We start from the raw sequence: 20485 nt of genomic DNA, 5'->3' as shown, positions 1-20485 counted from the left end.
TGCCATGGAGCTGCTGATCCAACCCCTGCGGAAGGTCCTCGAGGTCGAACCCGGCGCGAATCTGCTCGACGCCTTGCGCAACGCGCAGGTGCCGATGTCGTACAGCTGCATGGCGGGACGCTGCGGAACCTGCCGGTGCCGGGTGATTGCGGGAGAGGTGCTGGACTCCGGCGGAACGCAACAGAACCCGCTGGATGGTCAGGACTCGTACGTGCTGGCCTGTCAGACGTTCCTGACCGGGCCGTGCACGATCGAGATTCCCGAACCGGACGAGGTCGTCGTTCACCCCGCCCGCACCATCAAGGCGACCGTGACGGCGGTCGAGACCTTGACGCACGACATCAAGCGCGTGGTGTTGAAGCCCGCCAAGCCACTCGAGTTCTCGCCCGGTCAGTACGCGCAACTCCAGTTCACGCCGGCGCACATGCGACCGTACTCGATGGCCGGGACCGACGCCGATTCGGGCCTGGAGTTCCATGTCCGCGTGGTGCCGGGCGGTCGGGTGTCCGGTTATGTCGCGAACGACCTCAAGCCCGGTGACGCGGTGCGCGTCAGCGGGCCGCTCGGCAGCGCGTACCTGCGCACCAGGCACGACGGGCCGGTCTTGTGCGTCGCGGGCGGGACCGGCCTGGCACCGATCCTTTCCATCGTGCGCGGCGCCATCGCACAGGGCATGCCGAACCCGATCCATCTCTACTTCGGCGTGCGGGCGCCCCACGACGTCTACGGGCTGGACTGGCTGGCCGAACTCGCACGCAGACACCCGGCGTTCAAGCTGCACGTCGTCGTCACGTCCGGCGGCGATCCGCGCGAGCAGCGCTGCGGTCTGGTGACCGAGGCGATCGAACAGGACCTTCGAAATCTCCACGGCTGGCGCGCGTATCTGTGCGGCTCGCCGCCGATGGTCGAGGCCGCCTCCGTCCTGGTGCGGGACAAGGGCATCGACCCGGCGCGGATCCACGCCGACGCCTTCTACACGCAAGCGAACTGATCGAGCAAAGTCTTACCGAGCGACGACGACCATGAAGGAGACCCGCATGAGCGAGACGTCGACCGTCTTTCCGACGGCAGCGCACTGGGAGAGCGAGGGAACGTCCCGCATCCCGTTCCTGACCTACACGAGCGACGCGCTGTACACGCGCGAGCTCGAGCGCTTCTTCTACAGGAACCACTGGTGCTACGTCGGCCTGGAAGCCGAGGTGCCGAACCGGGGCGACTTCAAGCGCACCGTGGTCGGCGAACGTTCCGTCATCATGACGCGCGACGGGGAGGGCGGCATCAGCGTCGTCGAGAACGTCTGTGCGCACCGCGGCATGCGCTTCTGCCGCGAGCGCCACGGCAACCGCAAGGAATTCGTCTGTCCCTATCACCAGTGGAGCTACACGCTGCAGGGCGACCTGCAGGGCGTGCCGTTCCGCCGCGGCGTCAAGCAGGACGGGCAGGTGCACGGCGGCATGCCCGCCGACTTCAAGACCAGCGAGCACGGCCTGACCAAGCTCAAGGTCGCGACGCGCGGGGGCGTCGTCTTCGCGTCGTTCGACCAGCAGGTCGAGTCCCTCGAGGATTTCCTCGGCCCGACCATCCTTGGTTATTTCGATCGCCTGTTCAACGGCCGCCAGCTGAAGATCCTCGGCTACAACCGCCAGCGCATCCCGGGCAACTGGAAGCTGATGCAGGAGAACATCAAGGACCCGTACCACCCCGGGCTGCTGCACACCTGGTTCGTCACCTTCGGCCTCTGGCGCGCCGACAACAAGTCCCAGTTGCGCATGGACGACCGGCACCGCCATGCGGCGATGATCTCGACGCGCGGCACCTCGGGCAAGGCCGATCAGGTCACGCAGGTCTCGAGCTTCAAGGAGAGCATGCAGCTCAACGACCCGAGCTTCCTGGACATCGTGCCCGAGCCGTGGTGGGGCGGCCCGACCGCGGTGATGACGACCATCTTCCCGAGCGTGATCCTGCAGCAGCAGGTCAACAGCGTCTCCACGCGCCACATCCAGCCCACCGGCCACGGCAGCTTCGATTTCGTCTGGACGCACTTCGGCTTCGACGACGACACCGACGAGATGACGCAGCGCCGCCTGCGCCAGGCCAACCTGTTCGGCCCCGCCGGCTTCGTCTCGGCCGACGACGGCGAGGTCATCGAGTTCTCGCAGCAGGCGTTCGAATCCAAGCCGTTCCACCGCGCGCTGGCCGAGTTGGGTGGACGCGAGGTCGAGGACACCGAGCACATGGTCACCGAGACGCTGATCCGCGGCATGTACCGCTACTGGCGCGATGTGATGGAGAGGCCCGAGCCATGAGCGCGAACCTGAACTTCGAGGACTGGCTGGCCCTCACCCAGCTCTACGCCGACTACGCCAGCGCCGTCGACTCCGGCGACTGGGACCTGTGGCCCGAGTTCTTCACCGAGCAGTGCGTCTACCGGCTCCAGCCGCGCGAGAACCACGAACGCGGCTTCCCGCTGGCGACGCTGTCGTTCACCAGCAAGGGCATGCTGAAGGACAGGATCTACGGCATCAAGGAGACGCTGTTCCACGATCCCTACTACCAACGCCACATCGTCGGCACGCCGGTCGTGCGCGCCGTCGAGGACGGCCGCATCCGGTGCGAGGCGAACTACGCGGTGTTGCGCACCAAGCTGTCGGACGCGTCGACGGTGTTCAACGTCGGCCGCTACCTCGATACCGTCGTGCGCACCCCCGCGGGGCTCAGGTTCGCGTCGCGCGAGTGCATCTACGACAGCGAAATGATCCCGAATTCGATCATCTACCCGATCTGAGGCCCTCATGAGCACTACCGCCTGGGTGGACGTCCTGTCCGCCGACGACCTGCCCACCGACGACGTGCTCGCCGTCGTCGTCGCGGGCCGCGACATCGCGCTCTACACCGTCGGCGACGCGGTCTACGCCACCGACAACATCTGCACGCATGGCCAGGCGCGGCTGTGCGACGGCTTCCTCGACGGCCACGAGATCGAATGCCCGTTGCACCAGGGCAAGTTCGATGTGCGCGATGGCCGGCCGACCTGCGCGCCTGTCACTGCGGCGCTGCGGAGCTACCCGGTCAAGCTCGACGGACAGCGCGTGTACCTGCGGTTCGACTGAGCGCGCCCGTCTTGCACCGCCATCAGCGACGCGTGCTCCGCCCCAAAGCAGGACATGAGCGGTCAGCCTGGGTGAGCTTGCCGGAGGAACCAGCGCGTAGGTTCGCCACGCGGGGATCGGTCTCGAACAACCCAAAAAGCCATCGAACCTTCGTGCCAAGGAAGCAAGAGGTCGTGACATAACAGTTACATGTAGTTTCGACTTCGCTAGATAGCGACCGGTTCGCCTCTTCTCGGCGTCGAGCGAAATTCATGGAAGCCCAGAAACCCTCGCGAAGGATCTGTACTTATGTGCGAGGAAGCTCGCGCCGCGACCGCCGCCACGCAGTGGCGAAGCAAACTTCTTGGTGCGATGCAGCCGAGAAAACGTCGGTGATCCCGTGGCTCATTTCAGGATTCCTGCTCAGCGCCATTCTCTACGGCGTGTTCACCACGTCGTCGTCAACTGGTTGGAAGAATACGCGCTCGAGATCGCCGTGGTTCTCTCCTCGCTTGGCTTGTTTGCCCTGTATCAGGCGCTCTATGCGGCGGGGGCAGAAGACTGGATATAGGAAGCCTGAACTTGTCCCGGCGGTCCTTCTAGCGCGCTGTCCTTGAGAGCTCGGTCGACACCCTTCGCATCATCTGAGAGTACGAAGCGATTGCGACAGCAGCGAACGTGGCAGCGACCGACGCCGCGAGCGTCCTGCTGTGCCTTGGGTCTTGTGCCTCCGTGAATTCGACGAATGAGCGCGTCGCAGCGGTCCCGAGACGCGGCCCCCCTTGAACGGGTGTGCGCTCCCCGAAGTGCGGGGGCTGGCGCGGTATCCGGAGCCAGCCGGTTTCCATAGCATTCGCCACATCCCAACCAGCAACCCGAGACCATCCACATGCGACTTCATCATCTTGCATTCGCCGCTTTGTCGGCAATCGCCCCGATATGCGCAAGCGCCGCGTCGTTCGACTTTGCCAATCTCAAGTATGCGGGCGGCGTCAACACGGGTTTCCTGCCGACGGACGGCGTGGCCTGCACCGGTGGCGACCTGTGCAGCTCGAACGTCGACGGCAACGTCCGCAACGGTGACCTCACCTTCTCGAGCGGCGGCCTGACCGTCAAGGCGACTGGCTCATACCTTGGCAACACGGCAGCGGTGGTGCAGGACCACGAAAATACCTACAGCGCGGCGAACAAGATCGGGGCGGGCTTGGGGGTCTATCACCTGAGCGGCAACTCGAGCGACGACAACATCACCTTCGGCGAGAAGCTCACCCTGACGTTCGACCAGGCCGTCACGATCACCAGCATCGGCCTTCGGTCCGAAGGCCACAACACCACGAGTTGGCTCAGTGGCGCGACGTTCCTGCTCAACGGTGTGTCGACGCTGTTGCCCGCAAATGTCGGCTCGATCGACGGCTTGAGCATGACCGGCACGCAGTTCACCTTCGCCTACGGCGGCGCGCATGCGGATCAGTTCTACCTGAGCTCCGTCACCGCCGTGGCGGCCGTCCCCGAGCCCGAGACCTACGCGCTGATGCTCGGAGGTCTGGCTGCACTCGGTTTCGTGGCTCGCCGGCGCAAGCCCTTGGCTTGAGTTCGTCAAGTGCAAGTCGATCACGCCTGGTCCGCCTGGTCTGGTCGGCGACCAGCGCTTTCGACCCACAGGAAGCGGCGGCGCTTGTCTCAGCGATCGACTGGATGCCTTGGAACTTGACATCCGCGAGCGCCGCTAGCTTACGATTTCGGTGGCGTGCTCGAGCTGCCCGCAATGACATCGAAGAATGCGCGAACCATCCGCATGTCCTGCCGCTCGGCGAGACAGACGGCATGCGCATAAGTGTGTATCGCCGCATCGCTTATGCGCACCGCGTGGAGCCCCGGCCCCGGTACGTACTCCGCTTCTGAAACCGCCGCAATGCCCAGGCCCTGGGACACCGCTGCGCGAATGATTTCCCGGCTGGCGATCTCCATCACGATCTCGGGCACGTGCTCGAACTCGGCGGCAACGACCCGCTGATCGTGATGGACGACGCCGATCTGGACAAGGCGAGCGACCTCGCGGTACAGGGCTCGTACAAGAACTCGGGGCAGCGCTGCACGGCGGTCAAGCGCATGCTGGTGCACGAGAAGGTCGCGCACGAATTCACCGAGCGCGTCGTCGCGAAGACACGTGCCTGGCGTTACGGTGATCCGATGGACAAGGACAACGAGATGGGTACCGTGATCGACGCGGCCGCGGCGCAGCTGTTCGAAGCGCGTGTCGAAGAAGCGGTGGCGCAGGGCGCAAGGCTGCTCGTCGGCAACCATCGTGACGGCGCGCTCTACGCGCCGACAGTGCTCGACCGCGTCCGTCCGGAAATGACGCTGGTGCGCGAGGAAACCTTCGGACCGGTCTCGCCGATCATCACTTTCGAGAACATCGACGAGGCGATCGCTATCTCCAATGGCACGGCTTTCGGGCTGTCGTCGGGCATCTGCACCAACCGCATGGACGACGCGACCCGCTTCGCCAAGGAACTCAAGGTCGGCACTGTGAACCTGTGGGAGGTACCGGGCTACCGCATCGAGCTGACGCCCTTCGGAGGCATCAAGGACTCGGGGCTGGGCTACAAGGAGGGCGTGCAGGAGGCGATCAAGTCGTTCTGCAACGGCAAGACCTTTACCTTGCCTTGGTAGGCGAGAGCAAGGTATCCGCTGTCGAGGTTGGCACCTTCTTCCTCGCGCCGGCCCTGCAGGTCCAGCGCCTGCTGTTGCTGGGTCGTCGCAAGCCGGTGCCGCCCGCCGCCTGGCCACGCTGCTACAGGCGTCGGCGGCGCCGTCCTACGCCAGCGGGCGCCGGCGAGTCGTACGCTTGGGGTCTCGGACCGAATGCTGCCTCCGGTCACCCAGGAAGGTCGGTCATGGACAACAGTTTTGCAAAGCGACAAGAAGACGGCGAGTCGCGCGCTCCGCTTTTCATCGGCGCGTTGTTGTGCCTGATAGGTGCGGGGCTCGGTGGCGCCGGCATTTGGCTGATGGTGCTTGGTGGAAGCGCTTACTACCTCGTCGCCGGAATGTCGCTTTTGGTTTGCGGGCTGCTGGCATGGCGCCGTTCGGCGGTAGCGCTTTGGCTCTACGCCGTGTTCTTCATGGGCACGCTGATCTGGTCGCTGTGGGAAGCCGGGGTGGACTGGTGGCCGCTTGCGGCACGCCTCGATGTGCCGTTCGTGCTCGGGGTGCTGCTGCTGACACCTTGGGTCACCCGCACGCTCGTGCGCCGCGACGGCAACCGTGCATCCGCTCGATTTGGTGGCGGCCTGGCTCTGCTGCTCGGCCTGCTTGCATTCACGCTGGTCGCGGTCTCGTCATGGTGGATCGATCCGCACGAATTGACCGGCGCGCTCGCCTCGGCGTCCACGCTGGCCTCGCCCGATCCTGCCGTGCCGCCGGACGAATGGAATGCATACGGGCGCACCGCGCAGGGACAAAGGTATTCGCCCCTCGAGCAGTTCACGCCGGCCAACGTGGCCGGCTTGGAGGTCGCATGGCATTTCCACACCGGTGACCTCCGTGGCCGGCCCGGTGACCCGGTCGAGACGACCGACGAAGACACGCCGCTCAAGGTCGGCAACCGCCTCTTCCTTTGCACGCCCCACCAGCAGGTGATCGCGCTCGACGCGACCACCGGCGCGCCGCTCTGGCGCTTCGATCCGAAGCTTCAAAGTGGCCTCGCGCTTCAGCACATGACATGTCGGGGGCTGGCGTACCAGCCGCCGGCCGATGCGGCGCGCGCACCCACCGAAGCTGCACCGCCTGCATCGGCACCGGCATCCGCGCCGACCTCGGCTGAGGCGACCACGCCAGCGGCAGACTGCCCAGAACGCCTCTTCCTGCCCACGGCCGACGGCCGCCTGATCGCGCTCAACCCGCGCACCGGTAAACCGTGCGCCCGTTTCGGCGGCGGCGCGGGCCAGATCGATCTCTGGGCAAACATGCCGAACCGCCAGCCCGGCTCGTACTACTCGACCTCGCCGGTCGTCGTCACGCGCAAGCTCGTGATCGTCGGTGGCACCGTGCTCGACAACGTCTCGACCAACGAAACTTCGGGCGTGATCCGGGCCTTCGACATCGACACCGGTGCGCTGGCGTGGAACTGGGACTCGGGCAACCCGGACGCGACGGCGCCGATCGGCGCAGGCCAGCACTACACGGCGAACTCGCCGAACAGCTGGTCCATCTCGAGCGTCGACGAGACGCTCGGCATGGTCTACGTGCCCATGGGCAATCAGCCGCCCGATCAATGGGGCGGCGAGCGCACCGACGCGGTTGAACGCTTCTCGTCCTCGGTCGTCGCACTCGACCTCGCGACCGGCAAGGTCCGCTGGGTGTTCCAGACCGTGCACCACGACCTGTGGGACTACGACGTGCCTGCCCAACCGAGCCTGATCGACCTGAAGATCGCCGGCCGGACCGTGCCGGCGCTCGTGCAGCCGACCAAGCAAGGCGAGCTGTTCGTGCTCGATCGACGCACCGGGACGCCGGTGCTGCCGGTCACCGAAGTGCCGGCGCCGCAGGGCGCGGCCAGCGGCGACCGCACCGCGCCCACGCAACCGAAATCGGCGCTCTCGTTCGAACCGCCGAAGCTCCGTGACCGCGACATGTGGGGCGCCACCCTGTTCGACCAGCTCGCCTGCCGCATCGCCTTCCAGCGGCTCCGCTACGAGGGCCGCTTCACGCCACCTTCGACGCAGGGTTCGCTGATCTATCCCGGCAACTTCGGCGTCTTCAACTGGGGCGGTGTCGCGGTCGATCCGCGGCGCCAGATCGCGTTCACGACCCCGACCTACCTCGCGTTCGTCTCGAAGCTGGTGCCGCGGCCCGACGACAAGGCCTTGATGGTGCAGGACGGCGGTCCGCCGAAAGGCGCGCTGCCCGCACTCAACGAGAACTTCGGCGCCCCGTTCGCAGCGCAGCTCGGCCCGTTCACCTCTCCGCTCGGCATCCCCTGCCAGGCTCCCCCGTGGGGCTACGTCGCCGGCGCCGACCTGACCACCGGCCAGGTCGTCTGGAAGCACCGCAACGGCACGGTGCGCGACCTATCGCCCGTGCCGCTGCCGTTCAGGATGGGGGTGCCGAACCTTGGCGGGCCGCTGATCACCGCCGGCGGCGTTGCGTTCCTTTCGGGCAGCATGGACGACTACGTGCGCGCCTACGACGTCACCAGCGGCAAGCAGCTTTGGGAAAGCCGCCTGCCCGCGGGCGGCCAGGCCACGCCGATGACCTATACCGGCCAGGACGGCCGAGAGTATCTGGTCGTCACCGCCGGCGGCCATGGGTCGACCCACACCACGGCCGGCGACTCGGTGATCGCCTACGCGTTGCCGGCCCGTCGATGATCATCGCCGCGCCCCGATGACGCTGCCCGCACCGCTGCGCAAGCGCCTCAGCCAGCTGGCCGATGCGTTCTGGCCCGTGCCGGGGCTGATGAGCTTCGCCGGCGTGCTGCTCGCGGTGGCGCTGGTGAGCGTCGACCGCGACAGTGCACTGCCGCGCTGGCTGATCGACAGCGCCTGGGTCTACAACGGCGGCGGCACCGGAGCACGCACGCTGCTCGGCGCGATCGTATCGTCGACGATCGGCGTCGCCGGCACGGTGTTCTCGATCACGATCGCCGCGCTCTCGCTTGCCGCCGGGCAGATGGGACCGCGCCTCCTGCGCAACTTCACGCACGACCGCGGCGTGCAGATCACGCTCGGCACCTTCCTCGGGACGTTCTCGTATGCCCTGATGGTGCTTCGCAGCGTGCGCACGCAGGCCGAGGGTGCTTTCACGCCGCACCTCTCGCTCACGGTCGGCATCGTGCTGGCCTTCGTCTGCGTCGGCACGCTCGTCTACTTCGTGGGCCACATGGCGAGCCGCATCAACGTCGACACCGTCATCGACCTCGTCAGCGAGGATCTTCGTGCCGCGGTGCAGCGCCTCGCCGTCGACAAGCCCGGTCCGGTCGCCCCGGTCGCGTCGTTCTGGCACGCCGCCTGCGTCGTCACCGACCCGCGTCGCGGCTACCTGCAGCACCTCGACGCCGATCGCCTCGCCGACTGGGCCGCAGCGCACGGCACCGCGATCGAGCTGCTCGTACGGCCGGGCGACTACGTCTTTCCCGGCGCACCGATCGCGCGGCTCACCGTGCCCGCCGAAAGTGCGTCAATCACGATCCGCGAAACCACCGCGCTCAGCAGTGCCCGCGTCAGCGCGGCCGATCTCGAGTACGCGATCCGGCAGCTGGTCGAGGTCGCGGTGCGGGCACTCTCGCCTGGCATCAACGACCCCCACACTGCGATCAGCGTGCTCGACCGGCTCGGCGCCGCACTCTGCGACCTCGCGCCGGTGTTCCTGCCGAGCGGCGTGCACCAACGCGACGGGCGCGACGTGCTGGTGGTGCCGACGGCCGACTACGCGGGCGTCGTCGATGCGATGTTCCACATGATCCGTCAGAACGCCGCCGGCAGCGCGGCGGTGCTGATCCGAATGCTCGACGTGTTCGTGGCAGTCGCGGGCTGCGAGCGCGATGCAGGGCGCCTGAGCTACCTGCGCCGGCACGCCGATCTCGTGTTGAGCGATGCCCGGCGCACCGTGGCGAACCCGGGCGACCTGCGCGATGTGCGCGGTCGACACGATGCGTTCGTCGACATCGCGAGCGATGGCTGAGGTCGGGCACCACGCGTGCCGGGGCAGAATCCCGCCGATGAGTCGCCACCCCGCCACCCCGCCCGCCGCGTCCGTCCACGCCAACGCGCTACGGCGCGGCATGGCATGAACATCATCATCATCGGAGCAGGGCGCGTCGGCGAGAGCGTCGCCGAGAGCCTGGCGTCGGAGCAGAACGACATCACGGTGATCGACACCGACCCGCACCACCTCGCCGCCCTGCAGGACCGCATCGACATGCGCGGCGTGGTCGGCAACGGCATCGAGCCCTCGGTGCTGAAGGAGGCCGGCGCGGCCGATGCCGACATGCTGATCGCCTGTGCTCCCATGGACGAGACCAACCTTGTCGCCTGCAAGATCGCGCACGACCTCTTCCACATCCAGACCCGCATCGCACGCCTTCGCAGCACGGCCTTCGCCGACGGCAGCCCGCTGATGGGCGCCCAGGGATTCGCGGTCGACGAGGTCATCTGCCCGGAAGAAAGCCTCACCACATACATCAGCAAGCTGATCGAGTTCCCGGAGGCGCTGCAGGTGCTCGAGTTCTCGCAGAAGCGCGTGAGCCTGATCGCGGTGCGAGCGGTCGCGGGGGGAGCGCTGGTCGATCACACGATCTCGGAGCTGCCGCGCGTCGCCGCGGGCCTGCCGATGCGCATCGTCGCGATCTACCGGCCCGACGCCATGGGTGCCGAAGAGCAGGTGCTGTGCGAGGGCGACACCCGCATCGAGGCCGGCGACGAGGTCTTCGTCGTCGCCGCAAACGTGCACGTCCGGCGTGTGCTGGACGCGCTGCGCCGCCGCGACGAGCCGGTGCGGCGCGTGATGATCGCGGGCGGCGGTCGCGTCGGGCTTCGACTCGCGCGCCGCATCGCGTCGGTATGCAGGGTAAAGATCATCGAGGCGGATCCGGCGCGCTGCGAGTACCTCTCGACAGAGCTGCCGAGCGACACGCTGATCCTGCGCGGAGACACCACCGACGAAGACCTGCTCGAAGGCGAGAACGTGCGCGAGACCGACCTGTTCCTCGCACTCACCAGCGAGGACGAGGACAACATCATGGCCTGCCTGCTCGCCAAGCGCATGGGCGCGCGGCGGGTGCTGGCGCTGATCAACCGGCGCGCCTACGCCGATCTGGTGCAGGGGCAGGGCACGCAGATCGACATCGCCATCTCGCCGTCGCAGGCGGTCATCGGCGAACTGCTCGCCCATGTGAGGCGTGGCGACGTGGCTGCTGTCCACAGCCTGCGGCGCGGAGCGGCCGAGGTGCTCGAAGCGGTCGCCCGCGGCGACCGCAAGACCTCTCGCGTCGTCGGTCGGCGCATCGACGAGCTGGGCCTGCCGGCCGGCGCCCAGATCGGCGCGATCGTTCGCGACGTTCCGGTCGCGGGCAGCACGAAGATCGACAAGGAGGTTGTCATTCCTCACCACGACACGGTGATCGAGACCAACGACCATGTCGTTGTCTTCGTGCCGCACAAGCGTCTGGTGCGCCCGGTCGAGAAGCTGTTCCAGGTTGGCGCGAGCTTCTTCGGATGAGCGGCCGGCTCGCGGTCGTGGCGCTGGTCGGGCGCGTCGTTGTGCTGTTCTCGCTGCTGATGTGCGTTCCGCTCGGCTTCGCCGCGTGGCACGACGATGCCGCGCAGATGGCCTTCGGCGAGTCCATCGCATTCAGCGTGCTGCTGGGCGTCGCGATGGCGTTGACCACGCGGCAGATCCGCAACGAGCTGCAACTGCACGACGGCTTCATTCTCGTCGCGCTGACCTGGATCGTGCTGCCGGGCATCGGCTCACTGCCGCTGTGGCTGGCTATTCCGGGCCTGTCGTTCACCGATGCCTACTTCGAGGCCATGTCCGGCTTCACGACCACCGGCGCGACGGTGTTGGTCCACCTCGACGCGATGCCGGTGTCGATCAACGTGTGGCGCTGCTTCATGTCCTTCATCGGCGGCCTGGGCATCATCGTGCTCGCCGTGGCGGTCCTGCCATTGCTCGGCGTGGGCGGCACGCAGGTGTTCAAGGCAGAGTCCGCCGGCCCGATGAAAGACACCAAGCTGACCCCGCGCATCGCGGCGACGGCGCGTGGCCTCTGGGGTGTCTACTTCGGCGCTGCGTTGCTCTGCACGCTGGCCTTCCGCGCGGCCGGCATGAACTGGGACGACGCCTTCATGCACATGTGCACGACGCTCAGCGCGGGCGGCTTCTCGTCCTACGATGCCAGCTTCGCGCACTGGGATTCGCCCTTGATCGAGGCGGTCGCGATCTTCTTCATGATGGTCGCCGGGGCGAGCTGGGCCCTTTACTTCGTGGCGTTGCGTCAGCGCTCGCCGCGTGTGCTGTGGGCGAACGCGGAGCTGCGCGCCTACGTCGGCACGGTCGCGGTGACCGTTCTGGTCGTGGCGCTCTACCTGCGGGTGCAGGGCGTGTACCCGGATTTCCTCACCGCCATGCGCCGCGCCGCCTTCCACGTGGTCTCGATCGCGACGACTACGGGCTTCGCAAGCACCGACTACGCCCGCTGGCCCGCGTTCGCGCCGTGGCTGATGCTGCTGGTCGGCTGCTTCGCCACCTGCGCGGGCTCCACCGGCGGGGGCATCAAGATGATCCGCATGCTGCTGCTGCTGAAGCAATCCGGGCGCGAGCTGGTGCGGATCGTCCACCCCAGCGTCGTCAATCCGGTCGTGCTCGCGGGGACGCTGGTTCCGGCACGCGTCATGCAGAGCGTGATCGCGTTCATGATGATGTATGGCGCGACGCTGGTCGGACTGACGATGCTGTTGCTGTTCAGCGGCCTCGACGTCGAGACCGCCTTCACCGCGCTGCTGGCGTGCCTGAACAACATCGGGCCCGGCCTCGGCGGCGTCGGCCCGGCGAGCAGCTTCGGTGGCCTCACCGATTTCCAGACCTGGGTCTGCACGGCCGCGATGCTACTCGGCCGGCTCGAACTGCTGTCGGTGCTGGTGCTGTTCACGCCGCAGTTCTGGCGCCGCTGAGCGGCAACACCCCCGCCCCGTTTGACATCGCCCCTCGTGCCGGCCCGATCCTTCCACCAAATTCCACCACCATGCCCCTGACCATCGAAGACCACGCCTTGATCGGCAACGGCCGCACGGCCGCGCTTGTCGGTCGCGACGGCTCGATCGACTGGTGGTGCGTGCCACGCTTCGACGCGCCGGCCTGCTTCGCTGCGCTGCTCGGCGATGCGGACAACGGCCGCTGGCGCATCGCGCCGGTCGACGCCGCGCTCGCCCTGCGACGCCGCTACCTCGACGGCACGCTGATCCTCGAAACGGAATTCGACACCGACCCCGGCACGGTGCGCGTCACCGACTTCATGCCGATGGGCGGGTCGCGCACCGACATCGTCCGCATCGTCGAAGGCCTGCGCGGCACGGTCGCGATGGCGATGGAACTGGTGATCCGCTTCGACTACGGCCGGATTGTGCCGTGGGTGCACCGGGTCGATGGCGCCACGGTCGCGACCGCCGGCCCGGACACGATCGAGCTGCGCACCCCGATCGAGACGCGGGGCGAACAATTGCGCACGGTCGCGCAATTCAGCGTCACGGCCGGCGAGCGCGTGCCCTTCGTGCTGAACCATCGCGCTTCGCACGATCGCGCGCCGCGTCCGCTCGCGGCCCGGCACGCCCTGCGCAAGGCCACGCGAGACTGGCGTGCCTGGTCGCGCCGCAGCCGCTATGAGGGGCGCTGGCCGACCGAAGTGCAGCGCTCGCTGATCACGCTGAAGGCATTGATCCACGAGCCGACTGGCGGCATCGTCGCAGCGCCGACCACGTCGCTGCCCGAACAGGCGGGTGGTGTGCGCAACTGGGACTACCGCTATTGCTGGCTGCGCGACGCGACCTTCACGCTCAACACGCTGCTGCTCGCCGGCTACGAGGCCGAGGCCGTCGCCTGGCGCGAGTGGCTGCTGCGTGCGGTGGCGGGCAGTGCCGAGGATCTGCAGATCCTCTACAGCGTCACGGGCGAACGCCGCCTGCCCGAGTACGAGCTGCCGTGGCTCGCCGGATACGAAGGGTCGCAGCCGGTGCGCGTGGGCAACGCGGCGTGCGATCAGTTCCAGCTCGATGTCTACGGCGAAGTGATGGACATGCTGCACCAAGCACGCGCCGCCGGGCTCGAGCCCGAGCCGCATGTGTGGCAGATCCAGCGCGCGCTGCTCTCGTTCATCGCCGGGTGCTGGGATCGCCCCGATGAGGGTCTGTGGGAGATTCGCGGGCCGCGGCGCCACTTCACGCACTCGAAGGTGATGGCCTGGGTCGCGTTCGACCGAGCGGTGAAGGACGCCGAGCGCTTCGGCCTCGAAGGCCCCGTGCCGCACTGGCGCGAGTTGCGCGACGCAATCCACGCGCAGGTCTGTGAGCGCGGCGTCGACGCGAGCCGCGGCTGCTTCGTGCAGCACTACGACACGACCGATCTCGACGCGAGCCTTCTGCTGATCCCCGCCGTCGGCTTCCTGCCGCCCGAAGACCCGCGCGTGCGTGCGACCGTCGAGGCGGTCCAGCGCGAGCTGATGTCCGACGGCCTGGTGCTCCGCTACCCGATCGGCACCGGCGTCGATGGCCTTCCGGCGGGCGAAGGCGCATTCCTGCCGTGCACCTTCTGGCTCGTCGACGCGCTCGTGCTGACGGGCAGGCGCGACGCGGCCGAAGCGCTGTTCGAGCGCGTGATCGCGCTCGCCAACGACGTCGGCCTGCTCGCTGAGGAGTACGACCCGGAGGCCAAGCGCCTCCTCGGCAACTTCCCGCAGGCGCTGACGCACATGGCGCTGGTGAACAGCGCGAGGCTGCTGTCGGTACCGCCCGACGCGTCACGCGAGGCGATCGCGCACGGCATGCGCCCGGCGCCGAGCTGACGGCGTCCGCGCGTGCAATCTGCCCCGCGAAGGCAACCGTTACCCTTGCGGCATTTTACGAACGGCCTTCCATGCTCGAAATCTCCGCAGCCTGCATCGTGATCACTGCGCTGCTGGCCTATGTTAACCAGCGCTTCATCGGCCTGCCGACCGCGATCGGCGTGATGGCGACCGCGCTCGCCCTGTCGCTGGCACTCGCCGGTCTCGACGCGATCGGCATCGCGCACCAGCTGCGTGTCAGCGAGGAAGCACTGCTCAGCCGCATCGATTTCTCCGACGTGCTGATGCAGGGCATGCTCTCCCTCCTGCTGTTCGCCGGCGCGCTGCATGTCGACCTGAGCGAGCTGCGCGCCTACCGCTGGCAGGTCGGCGCGCTCGCGGTCGTCGGCACGCTGCTGTCGACGCTGGTCGTCGGCTTCGCGATGTGGTGGGTGCTGCCATGGCTCGGCCTGTCCCTGCCGCTGATCTACTGCCTGATTTTCGGCGCGCTGATCTCGCCGACCGACCCGATCGCGGTGATCGGCATCCTGAAGTCGGCCGGCGCACCACGCAACCTCGAGCTCGTGATCGCCGGCGAATCGCTCTTCAACGACGGCGTCGGCGTGGTGCTGTTCGCGTTGCTGGTCGAAGCGCTGGTCGGTGGCGAGACGCCGACCGCCGGGCGTGCGGCGCGCTTGCTGCTGCAGGAAGCAGGCGGGGGCATCCTGTTCGGGCTGGTCGTCGGCTACCTCACCTTCCGGCTGCTGCGCAGCATCGACAACTACCAGGTCGAGGTGCTGCTGACCCTGGCCGCGGTGATGGGCGGCTACGCGCTCGCCTCGCACCTGCACGTCTCGGGGCCGCTGGCCATGGTGGTGGCCGGGCTGATGATCGGCAACCAGGGCCGCGCGCTGGCGATGTCCGACACCACGCGCCACCACATCGACCTGTTCTGGGAGCTGCTCGACGAAATCCTGAACGCCGTGCTGTTCGTGCTGATCGGGCTGGAGGTCATCGTGATCCGCTTCGCGCACGGCATCTTTGGCGCGGCGCTGGCGGCGATCGTGGTGACGCTGTTCGCGCGCTGGCTCACTGTCGGCCTGCCGGTTGCACTCGCCGGCCGCGCTTTCAAACTGCCGGCGGGCTCCGGCAAGGTGCTGACCTGGGGCGGCCTGCGCGGCGGCATCTCGGTGGCGCTCTGCCTTTCGTTGCCGCTCGGACCGGAGCGAGAGACGTTGCTCGCGATGACCTACTGCGTGGTCGCGTTCTCGATCCTGGGACAGGGGCTGACCGTCGGTCGTGTCGTTCGACGCGCGATTCGCCCTTGAACCCCATCGGCGTCTTCCCGTCGAAGGAATTTGTCCCTCGGGTACGACACGCCGTGTAGCCGTCGAGACTGTGCACGCACGTGAAGCGTTGAATTGCGTCGGCGGGCGTTGTCCGCGCGGAGCCGGCATGAACGCCTACACGGCGACAGCCTCGCGGCGGTATACAACTGGTGTGAATCGGGCGCTCCGATCAACGCCCATGCCTGCGAGAACTTAGTGACGACTCGTCTTCGCACCGAAGTGAACCGCCAGCTGTCGCGCCGTCCGGTGCGTCGCCGGCTCGACGTATCCTGGCGACCCGAGGCGACATGAGCGCGAGTGCCTGGTCCTCGGGGGTGCTCGATCCGCAAGGCCCGGTCGCAGCCGCAGAGCGCACGATCCTGCTCAATGCAACCATCATCATGCTGGCGGTGGTCGTCCCGGTGATCGTCTGCACCGGCCTGTTCGCGTGGTGGTTTCGGTCCGGCAACCGGCGCGCGCAACGCCGGCCCGACTGGTCGTATTCCGGCGCACTCGAAGTGCTGGTGTGGTCGGTCCCGCTGCTCGTGATCGTCTTCCTCGGCGGCATCGCCTGGCTCTCGTCGCACGAGCTCGACCCGCGCCGGCCGCTCGCCGGCGACATGCCGACCGTCGAGGTACAGGTCGTCTCGCTCGACTGGCAATGGCTCTTCATCTATCCCGACCTCGGAATTGCCAGTATCAATCGGCTGGTCGTGCCGGCGGGCAGCTCCATGCGATTGCAGCTGACCTCGGCGAGCGTGATGAACAGCTTCTTCGTGCCGCAACTCGGCAGCCAGATCTACACGATGGCCGGGATGGTGACGACGCTGCACCTGCGCGCCGACCGGCTGGGCCGCTACCCGGGCCTGTCGGCCCAGTTCAGCGGGGAAGGCTTTTCCGACATGCGCTTCGAGGTCAGCGCGCTCCCCCAGGCGGAGTACGAGGCTTGGGTTGCCAACGCCCGCACGTCCGACGACGCCCTCGATGCGCCGCGCTACAGACAGCTCGCGCGGCCGACCAGCGGCGCAGCCCCGTCGAGTTTCGGCCGCATCGACCCCGGCCTGTTCGATGCGATCGTCGCCGGCAACGGCACGCTGAAAGTCGCGGAGGCGGCCGCGTCCGCGGCGCCGCGCTGATGGACGCCTTGATGGGACGCCTCGGTTGGGCCGCGCTACCGCTGCACCAGCCGATCCCGCTGGCTGCGGGTGCTGTCGTCCTGCTCGTCGTTGCCGGCGTGCTCGCGCTCGTCACCGTCAAGGGCTGGTGGCCGTACCTCTGGCGCGAGTGGATCACCAGCGTCGACCACAAGCGCGTCGGCGCGATGTACGTGCTCCTCGCGCTCGTCATGCTGCTGCGCGGCTTCGTCGACGCGCTGATGATGCGATCACAGCTCGCGCTCGCCGCCGCCGGCGCGCACGGCTACCTGCCGCCCGAGCACTACAACCAGATCTTTTCGGCGCACGGCACGATCATGATCTTCTTCGTCGCGATGACGTTCATGGTCGGGCTGATGAACTTCGTCGTGCCGCTGCAGATCGGCGCGCGAGACGTCGCATTTCCGGTGCTCAACTCGGTGAGTTTCTGGCTTACCGCGGCCGGGGTACTGCTGATGAACCTGTCGCTGGTCGTCGGCGAGTTCGCGCGCACCGGCTGGCTCGTTTACCCGCCGCTCTCCGAACTCGCCTACTCGCCCGGAGTGGGCGTCGACTACTACCTCTGGGCCTTGCAGATTTCGGGCATCGGCACGCTGCTCTCGGGAATCAACCTGACGACGACGATCCTGAAGCTGCGCGCACCCGGCATGGGCTACGGCCGCATGCCCATGTTCTGCTGGACCGCGCTCGCCTCCAACCTGCTGATCATCGCGGCCTTCCCGATCCTGAGCGGCACGCTGGGCATGCTGCTGCTCGATCGGTATCTCGGCTTCCACTTCTTCACGAACGATCTCGGCGGCAACGCGATGATGTACGTGAACCTGATCTGGGCCTGGGGCCACCCGGAGGTCTACATCCTGATCCTGCCGGCCTTCGGCGTTTTCTCGGAGGTCATCACCACGTTCTCCGGCAAGCCGCTTTTCGGCTACCGCTCCATGGCCGCGGCGACGATGGCGATCTGCATGCTTTCGTTCATGGTCTGGCTGCACCACTTCTTCACCATGGGCGCGGGCGCCGACGTGAACGGCTTCTTCGGCGTGATGACGATGGTCATCGCGGTGCCGACCGGCGTGAAGATCTTCAACTGGCTGTTCACGATGTACGGCGGCACGGTGCGCTTCAACGCGCCGATGCTGTGGGCGCTCGGCTTCATGGTGACCTTCGTGATCGGCGGCATGACGGGCGTGCTGCTCGCGATCCCGCCGGCTGATTTCGTGCTGCACAACAGCCTGTTCCTCGTGGCGCACTTCCACAACGTCGTGATCGGTGGCGTCGTGTTCGGCGCGTTCGCGGGCTACACGCTGTGGTTCCCGAAGGCCTTCGGCTTCACGCTCGACGAGCGGCTCGGCAAGGCCTCGTTCTGGTGCTGGTTCGTCGGTTTCTATCTTGCGTTCATGCCGCTCTACGTGCTTGGCCTGATGGGCGCTACGCGGCGCATGCAGCACTACGCCGACCCGGCCTGGCAGCCGCTGATGGTGGTGGCGCTGTGCGGCGCGCTGGTGATCCTGGCCGGCATCGTGCTGACCGTCGTGCAGCTCGTGGTCAGCATCCGCACGCGCGACTGGCGTCGCGACACGAGCGGCGACCCGTGGAACGGCCGCACGCTCGAATGGTCGACCGCCTCGCCGCCGCCTGCCTACAACTTCGCGACCCTGCCGCAGGTGTCGGCACTCGATGCCTTTTGGCGCAGCAAGTACGGCGCGCCGCCCGACGTCGATGAAGACGCCGACGGCTCGGGCAGCGAACCCCTGCCGCCGCCCGAAGCCGCGCGACCGCTGACCGTTCCGCGGCCGAGCGCCGTCGGCGTCGTGGTCGCGTTCTTCGCGGTCGTGGCCGGCTTCGCGCTGGTCTGGCACATCGGCTGGCTGGCGCTGCTGGGCGTAGCCGGCGTCGTCGCGACCGGGCTGCTCCGCGCCTGGCGCACGGTGACCGAGGTCGAGGTCGAAGAGACGGCGACGGATTTGCCGGGAGCCGCGGCATGAGCACCACCGTCACGGCCGGCGACGCGCCGACGCGCGCTCCGAAGACGCCGCGCTCGCAACGTGGGCCGGCGCCGACCCGCATCGTCGTCGCCTACGGCTTCTGGCTCTTTCTGCTCAGCGACATCATCCTGTTCGCGGCGTTCTTCGCCGCGTATGCGGTGCTGTCGAAGCAAACCGCCGGCGGCCCGACCGGGTCGCAGTTATTCGACCGCGACCACGTGCTGATCGAGACCGGCTGTCTCCTCGCCTCGAGCTTCACTTGCGGCTTGCTCGGCCTCGCGTTCGAGCGGCGCCGCGCAGGGTTCACCTACCTGCTCGGCGCGATGACGTTCGCGCTCGGTGCCGCGTTCGTCGCGCTCGAAGTCTCAGAGTTCGCGCGCCTGATCGCGAGCGGTGCGGGCCCGCAGAGAAGCGCGTTCCTTTCGGCATTCTTCGCGCTCGTGGGGCTGCACGGCATTCACGTGACGCTCGGGCTGGCGTGGCTGCTGGCGATGGCCGCGCAGATCGCGACGCTCGGCTTCGCGGTGAAAGTCGTGAACCGGCTGCGCTGCTTCGCGCTCTTCTGGCACGCACTCGACATCGTCTGGATCGGCGTTTTCACGATCGTCTACCTCGGGGCGCGCTGATGGACCGGACTTCTCCCAACTCGAACGCACCGATGGACGAAGCGGCCGGCGAGAGCGGCGACCTGCGCGCCGGCATCACCAAGTACGCCGGCGGCTTCGTGCTCTCGGTGCTGCTGACGCTCGCGTCGTTCTGGGCCGCTGGCACGCCGCTGGTCTGGCAGCCCGCGGTGCCGATCCTGCTCGCCGCGCTCGCGATCGGCCAGATGGGCGTGCACCTGGTGTTCTTTCTGCACGTCTCGAGCGGGCCGCAGGCAACCAACAACATCCTTGCGCTCGCGTTCGGCGTGTTTGTGGTCGCGCTCGTGGTGTTCGGCTCGATCTGGATCATGGCCAACCTCGACGCCAACATGATGCCGGTGGAGCATCTGATGCAGATTCAGCGCTGAGCGGCCTCGTTGCCCGCGCAGGCGCGCAGCGTCGCCGGACCGGCGGCGATCGGCAACCAGGTTGTCAGGCGCTTGCAGCGGCCTTCGATGCAGAGCTCGTAGTCGGGCACGAACTCCGAACGCGCCAGTACGACCTCGCGGCGCCACGGGTCCGCGATCCGGTAGTGCCACTCGCCTTCGCGCAGTTGCGCGCCCTCGGGGGGATCCATGCCGGCGCCTGAGCCGCGGATGCGCGCCTCCGAGAGATGCAGCCAAGGGCCGACGATGGCATAGTCCTCGGCCCATTCGATCTTCTCGATCGAGTGCTGCCAGCGCAACGTGAAGTGCGTGACCGGCACGATCGCGTGCAGGCCGCCGGCGGCGAGGCAGAGCGCCGCAAGCATC

17 protein-coding genes and 1 pseudogene are annotated in these 20485 nt (G+C 67.6%); 16 read left to right on the top strand and 2 right to left on the bottom strand.

Annotated features, from left to right (window positions below):
• Window positions 1–4 precede the first annotated feature (4 nt).
• The 5 genes from ACWH49_RS03705 (at window position 5) to ACWH49_RS03685 (ending at window position 4680) form a co-directional block, all read left to right on the top strand.
• Window positions 5–991: a 2Fe-2S iron-sulfur cluster-binding protein gene (locus ACWH49_RS03705; protein ID WP_448170227.1), complete on the top strand. Its 987-nt coding sequence runs from the start codon at window positions 5–7 to the stop codon at window positions 989–991.
• 46 nt (window positions 992–1037) lie between these two features.
• Window positions 1038–2306 carry an aromatic ring-hydroxylating dioxygenase subunit alpha gene (locus ACWH49_RS03700; protein WP_448170226.1) on the top strand — a complete coding sequence of 423 codons (1269 nt, stop codon included), beginning with the start codon at window positions 1038–1040 and terminating at the stop codon, window positions 2304–2306.
• Complete coding sequence (locus ACWH49_RS03695; RefSeq protein ID WP_448170225.1) at window positions 2303–2785, top strand: aromatic-ring-hydroxylating dioxygenase subunit beta; 483 nt, start codon at window positions 2303–2305, stop codon at window positions 2783–2785. The genes ACWH49_RS03700 and ACWH49_RS03695 overlap by 4 nt, the downstream gene beginning before the upstream one ends.
• Window positions 2786–2792: 7 nt before the next feature.
• Window positions 2793–3110, top strand: coding sequence for a non-heme iron oxygenase ferredoxin subunit (locus ACWH49_RS03690; protein WP_448170224.1), 318 nt, complete (start codon window positions 2793–2795; stop codon window positions 3108–3110).
• Between the two features lie 868 nt (window positions 3111–3978).
• Entirely contained in the window at window positions 3979–4680 is a 702-nt protein-coding gene (locus tag ACWH49_RS03685) for an FxDxF family PEP-CTERM protein (RefSeq protein ID WP_448170223.1), read from the top strand.
• A gap of 140 nt (window positions 4681–4820) precedes the next feature.
• Here the strand turns inward: ACWH49_RS03685 and ACWH49_RS03680 are convergent, their stop codons facing one another.
• Window positions 4821–5072 carry a LysR substrate-binding domain-containing protein gene (locus tag ACWH49_RS03680; RefSeq protein WP_448170222.1) on the bottom strand — a complete coding sequence of 84 codons (252 nt, stop codon included), beginning with the start codon at window positions 5070–5072 and terminating at the stop codon, window positions 4821–4823.
• Here ACWH49_RS03680 and ACWH49_RS03675 point away from each other — a divergent pair.
• The 11 genes and pseudogenes from ACWH49_RS03675 to cyoD all read left to right on the top strand — a co-directional run.
• A pseudogene (locus ACWH49_RS03675) lies at window positions 5073–5762 on the top strand (aldehyde dehydrogenase family protein); the annotation flags it as partial. It abuts the gene before it with no gap.
• A 224-nt stretch (window positions 5763–5986) separates the two neighbouring features.
• On the top strand, window positions 5987–8461 hold the full coding sequence (locus ACWH49_RS03670) for a glucose/quinate/shikimate family membrane-bound PQQ-dependent dehydrogenase (protein ID WP_448174297.1): 2475 nt from the start codon (window positions 5987–5989) through the stop codon (window positions 8459–8461).
• Window positions 8462–8477: 16 nt separating this feature from the next.
• Window positions 8478–9773 (top strand): DUF2254 domain-containing protein, encoded by a 1296-nt coding sequence (locus tag ACWH49_RS03665; RefSeq protein ID WP_448170221.1) that lies wholly within the window; start codon window positions 8478–8480, stop codon window positions 9771–9773.
• A gap of 105 nt (window positions 9774–9878) precedes the next feature.
• A complete protein-coding gene (gene trkA / locus ACWH49_RS03660) occupies window positions 9879–11309 on the top strand; it encodes a Trk system potassium transporter TrkA (RefSeq protein WP_448170220.1) in 1431 nt (476 codons plus the stop codon).
• The gene (locus ACWH49_RS03655) at window positions 11306–12763 is read left to right on the top strand and encodes a TrkH family potassium uptake protein (protein ID WP_448170219.1); all 1458 of its coding nucleotides are present in this window, start codon (window positions 11306–11308) and stop codon (window positions 12761–12763) included. Before trkA ends, ACWH49_RS03655 begins: the two co-directional genes overlap by 4 nt.
• 71 nt (window positions 12764–12834) lie before the next feature.
• Window positions 12835–14646, top strand: a complete 1812-nt coding sequence (locus ACWH49_RS03650; protein WP_448170218.1) for a glycoside hydrolase family 15 protein — start codon at window positions 12835–12837, stop codon at window positions 14644–14646.
• A 71-nt stretch (window positions 14647–14717) separates the two neighbouring features.
• The gene (locus ACWH49_RS03645) at window positions 14718–15953 is read left to right on the top strand and encodes a cation:proton antiporter (RefSeq protein WP_448170217.1); all 1236 of its coding nucleotides are present in this window, start codon (window positions 14718–14720) and stop codon (window positions 15951–15953) included.
• 308 nt (window positions 15954–16261) lie between these two features.
• Window positions 16262–17089 (top strand): ubiquinol oxidase subunit II, encoded by an 828-nt coding sequence (gene cyoA / locus ACWH49_RS03640; RefSeq protein WP_448170216.1) that lies wholly within the window; start codon window positions 16262–16264, stop codon window positions 17087–17089.
• Between the two features lie 8 nt (window positions 17090–17097).
• The gene (gene cyoB, locus ACWH49_RS03635; protein ID WP_448174296.1) at window positions 17098–19089 is read left to right on the top strand and encodes a cytochrome o ubiquinol oxidase subunit I; all 1992 of its coding nucleotides are present in this window, start codon (window positions 17098–17100) and stop codon (window positions 19087–19089) included.
• Complete coding sequence (locus tag ACWH49_RS03630) at window positions 19086–19715, top strand: cytochrome c oxidase subunit 3 (RefSeq protein WP_448170215.1); 630 nt, start codon at window positions 19086–19088, stop codon at window positions 19713–19715. The genes cyoB and ACWH49_RS03630 overlap by 4 nt, the downstream gene beginning before the upstream one ends.
• 32 nt (window positions 19716–19747) lie before the next feature.
• Window positions 19748–20101, top strand: a complete 354-nt coding sequence (cyoD, locus tag ACWH49_RS03625) for a cytochrome o ubiquinol oxidase subunit IV (RefSeq protein ID WP_448170214.1) — start codon at window positions 19748–19750, stop codon at window positions 20099–20101.
• On the opposite strand, the gene ACWH49_RS03620 is transcribed toward cyoD, so the two are convergent.
• Window positions 20092–20484, bottom strand: a complete 393-nt coding sequence (locus ACWH49_RS03620; protein WP_448170213.1) for a DUF1850 domain-containing protein — start codon at window positions 20482–20484, stop codon at window positions 20092–20094. The genes cyoD and ACWH49_RS03620 overlap by 10 nt on opposite strands.
• Window position 20485 lies beyond the last annotated feature (1 nt).

The sequence above is a fragment of the Rhizobacter fulvus genome, assembly GCF_964020785.1.
This window is presented reverse-complemented; position numbering and strand designations above follow the sequence as displayed.

What these genes read in the sequence shown, in the direction of transcription:
- ACWH49_RS03705 (WP_448170227.1), top strand. Translation starts at nt 5, where the DNA reads ATGGAGCTGCTGATCCAACCCCTGCGGAAGGTCCTCGAGGTCGAACCC.
- ACWH49_RS03700 (WP_448170226.1), top strand. Translation starts at nt 1,038, where the DNA reads ATGAGCGAGACGTCGACCGTCTTTCCGACGGCAGCGCACTGGGAGAGC.
- ACWH49_RS03695 (WP_448170225.1), top strand. Translation starts at nt 2,303, where the DNA reads ATGAGCGCGAACCTGAACTTCGAGGACTGGCTGGCCCTCACCCAGCTC.
- ACWH49_RS03690 (WP_448170224.1), top strand. Translation starts at nt 2,793, where the DNA reads ATGAGCACTACCGCCTGGGTGGACGTCCTGTCCGCCGACGACCTGCCC.
- ACWH49_RS03685 (WP_448170223.1), top strand. Translation starts at nt 3,979, where the DNA reads ATGCGACTTCATCATCTTGCATTCGCCGCTTTGTCGGCAATCGCCCCG.
- ACWH49_RS03670 (WP_448174297.1), top strand. Translation starts at nt 5,987, where the DNA reads ATGGACAACAGTTTTGCAAAGCGACAAGAAGACGGCGAGTCGCGCGCT.
- ACWH49_RS03665 (WP_448170221.1), top strand. Translation starts at nt 8,478, where the DNA reads ATGACGCTGCCCGCACCGCTGCGCAAGCGCCTCAGCCAGCTGGCCGAT.
- trkA (WP_448170220.1), top strand. Translation starts at nt 9,879, where the DNA reads ATGAACATCATCATCATCGGAGCAGGGCGCGTCGGCGAGAGCGTCGCC.
- ACWH49_RS03655 (WP_448170219.1), top strand. Translation starts at nt 11,306, where the DNA reads ATGAGCGGCCGGCTCGCGGTCGTGGCGCTGGTCGGGCGCGTCGTTGTG.
- ACWH49_RS03650 (WP_448170218.1), top strand. Translation starts at nt 12,835, where the DNA reads ATGCCCCTGACCATCGAAGACCACGCCTTGATCGGCAACGGCCGCACG.
- ACWH49_RS03645 (WP_448170217.1), top strand. Translation starts at nt 14,718, where the DNA reads ATGCTCGAAATCTCCGCAGCCTGCATCGTGATCACTGCGCTGCTGGCC.
- cyoA (WP_448170216.1), top strand. Translation starts at nt 16,262, where the DNA reads ATGAGCGCGAGTGCCTGGTCCTCGGGGGTGCTCGATCCGCAAGGCCCG.
- ACWH49_RS03630 (WP_448170215.1), top strand. Translation starts at nt 19,086, where the DNA reads ATGAGCACCACCGTCACGGCCGGCGACGCGCCGACGCGCGCTCCGAAG.
- cyoD (WP_448170214.1), top strand. Translation starts at nt 19,748, where the DNA reads ATGGACGAAGCGGCCGGCGAGAGCGGCGACCTGCGCGCCGGCATCACC.
- ACWH49_RS03620 (WP_448170213.1), bottom strand. Translation starts at nt 20,484, where the DNA reads ATGCTTGCGGCGCTCTGCCTCGCCGCCGGCGGCCTGCACGCGATCGTG.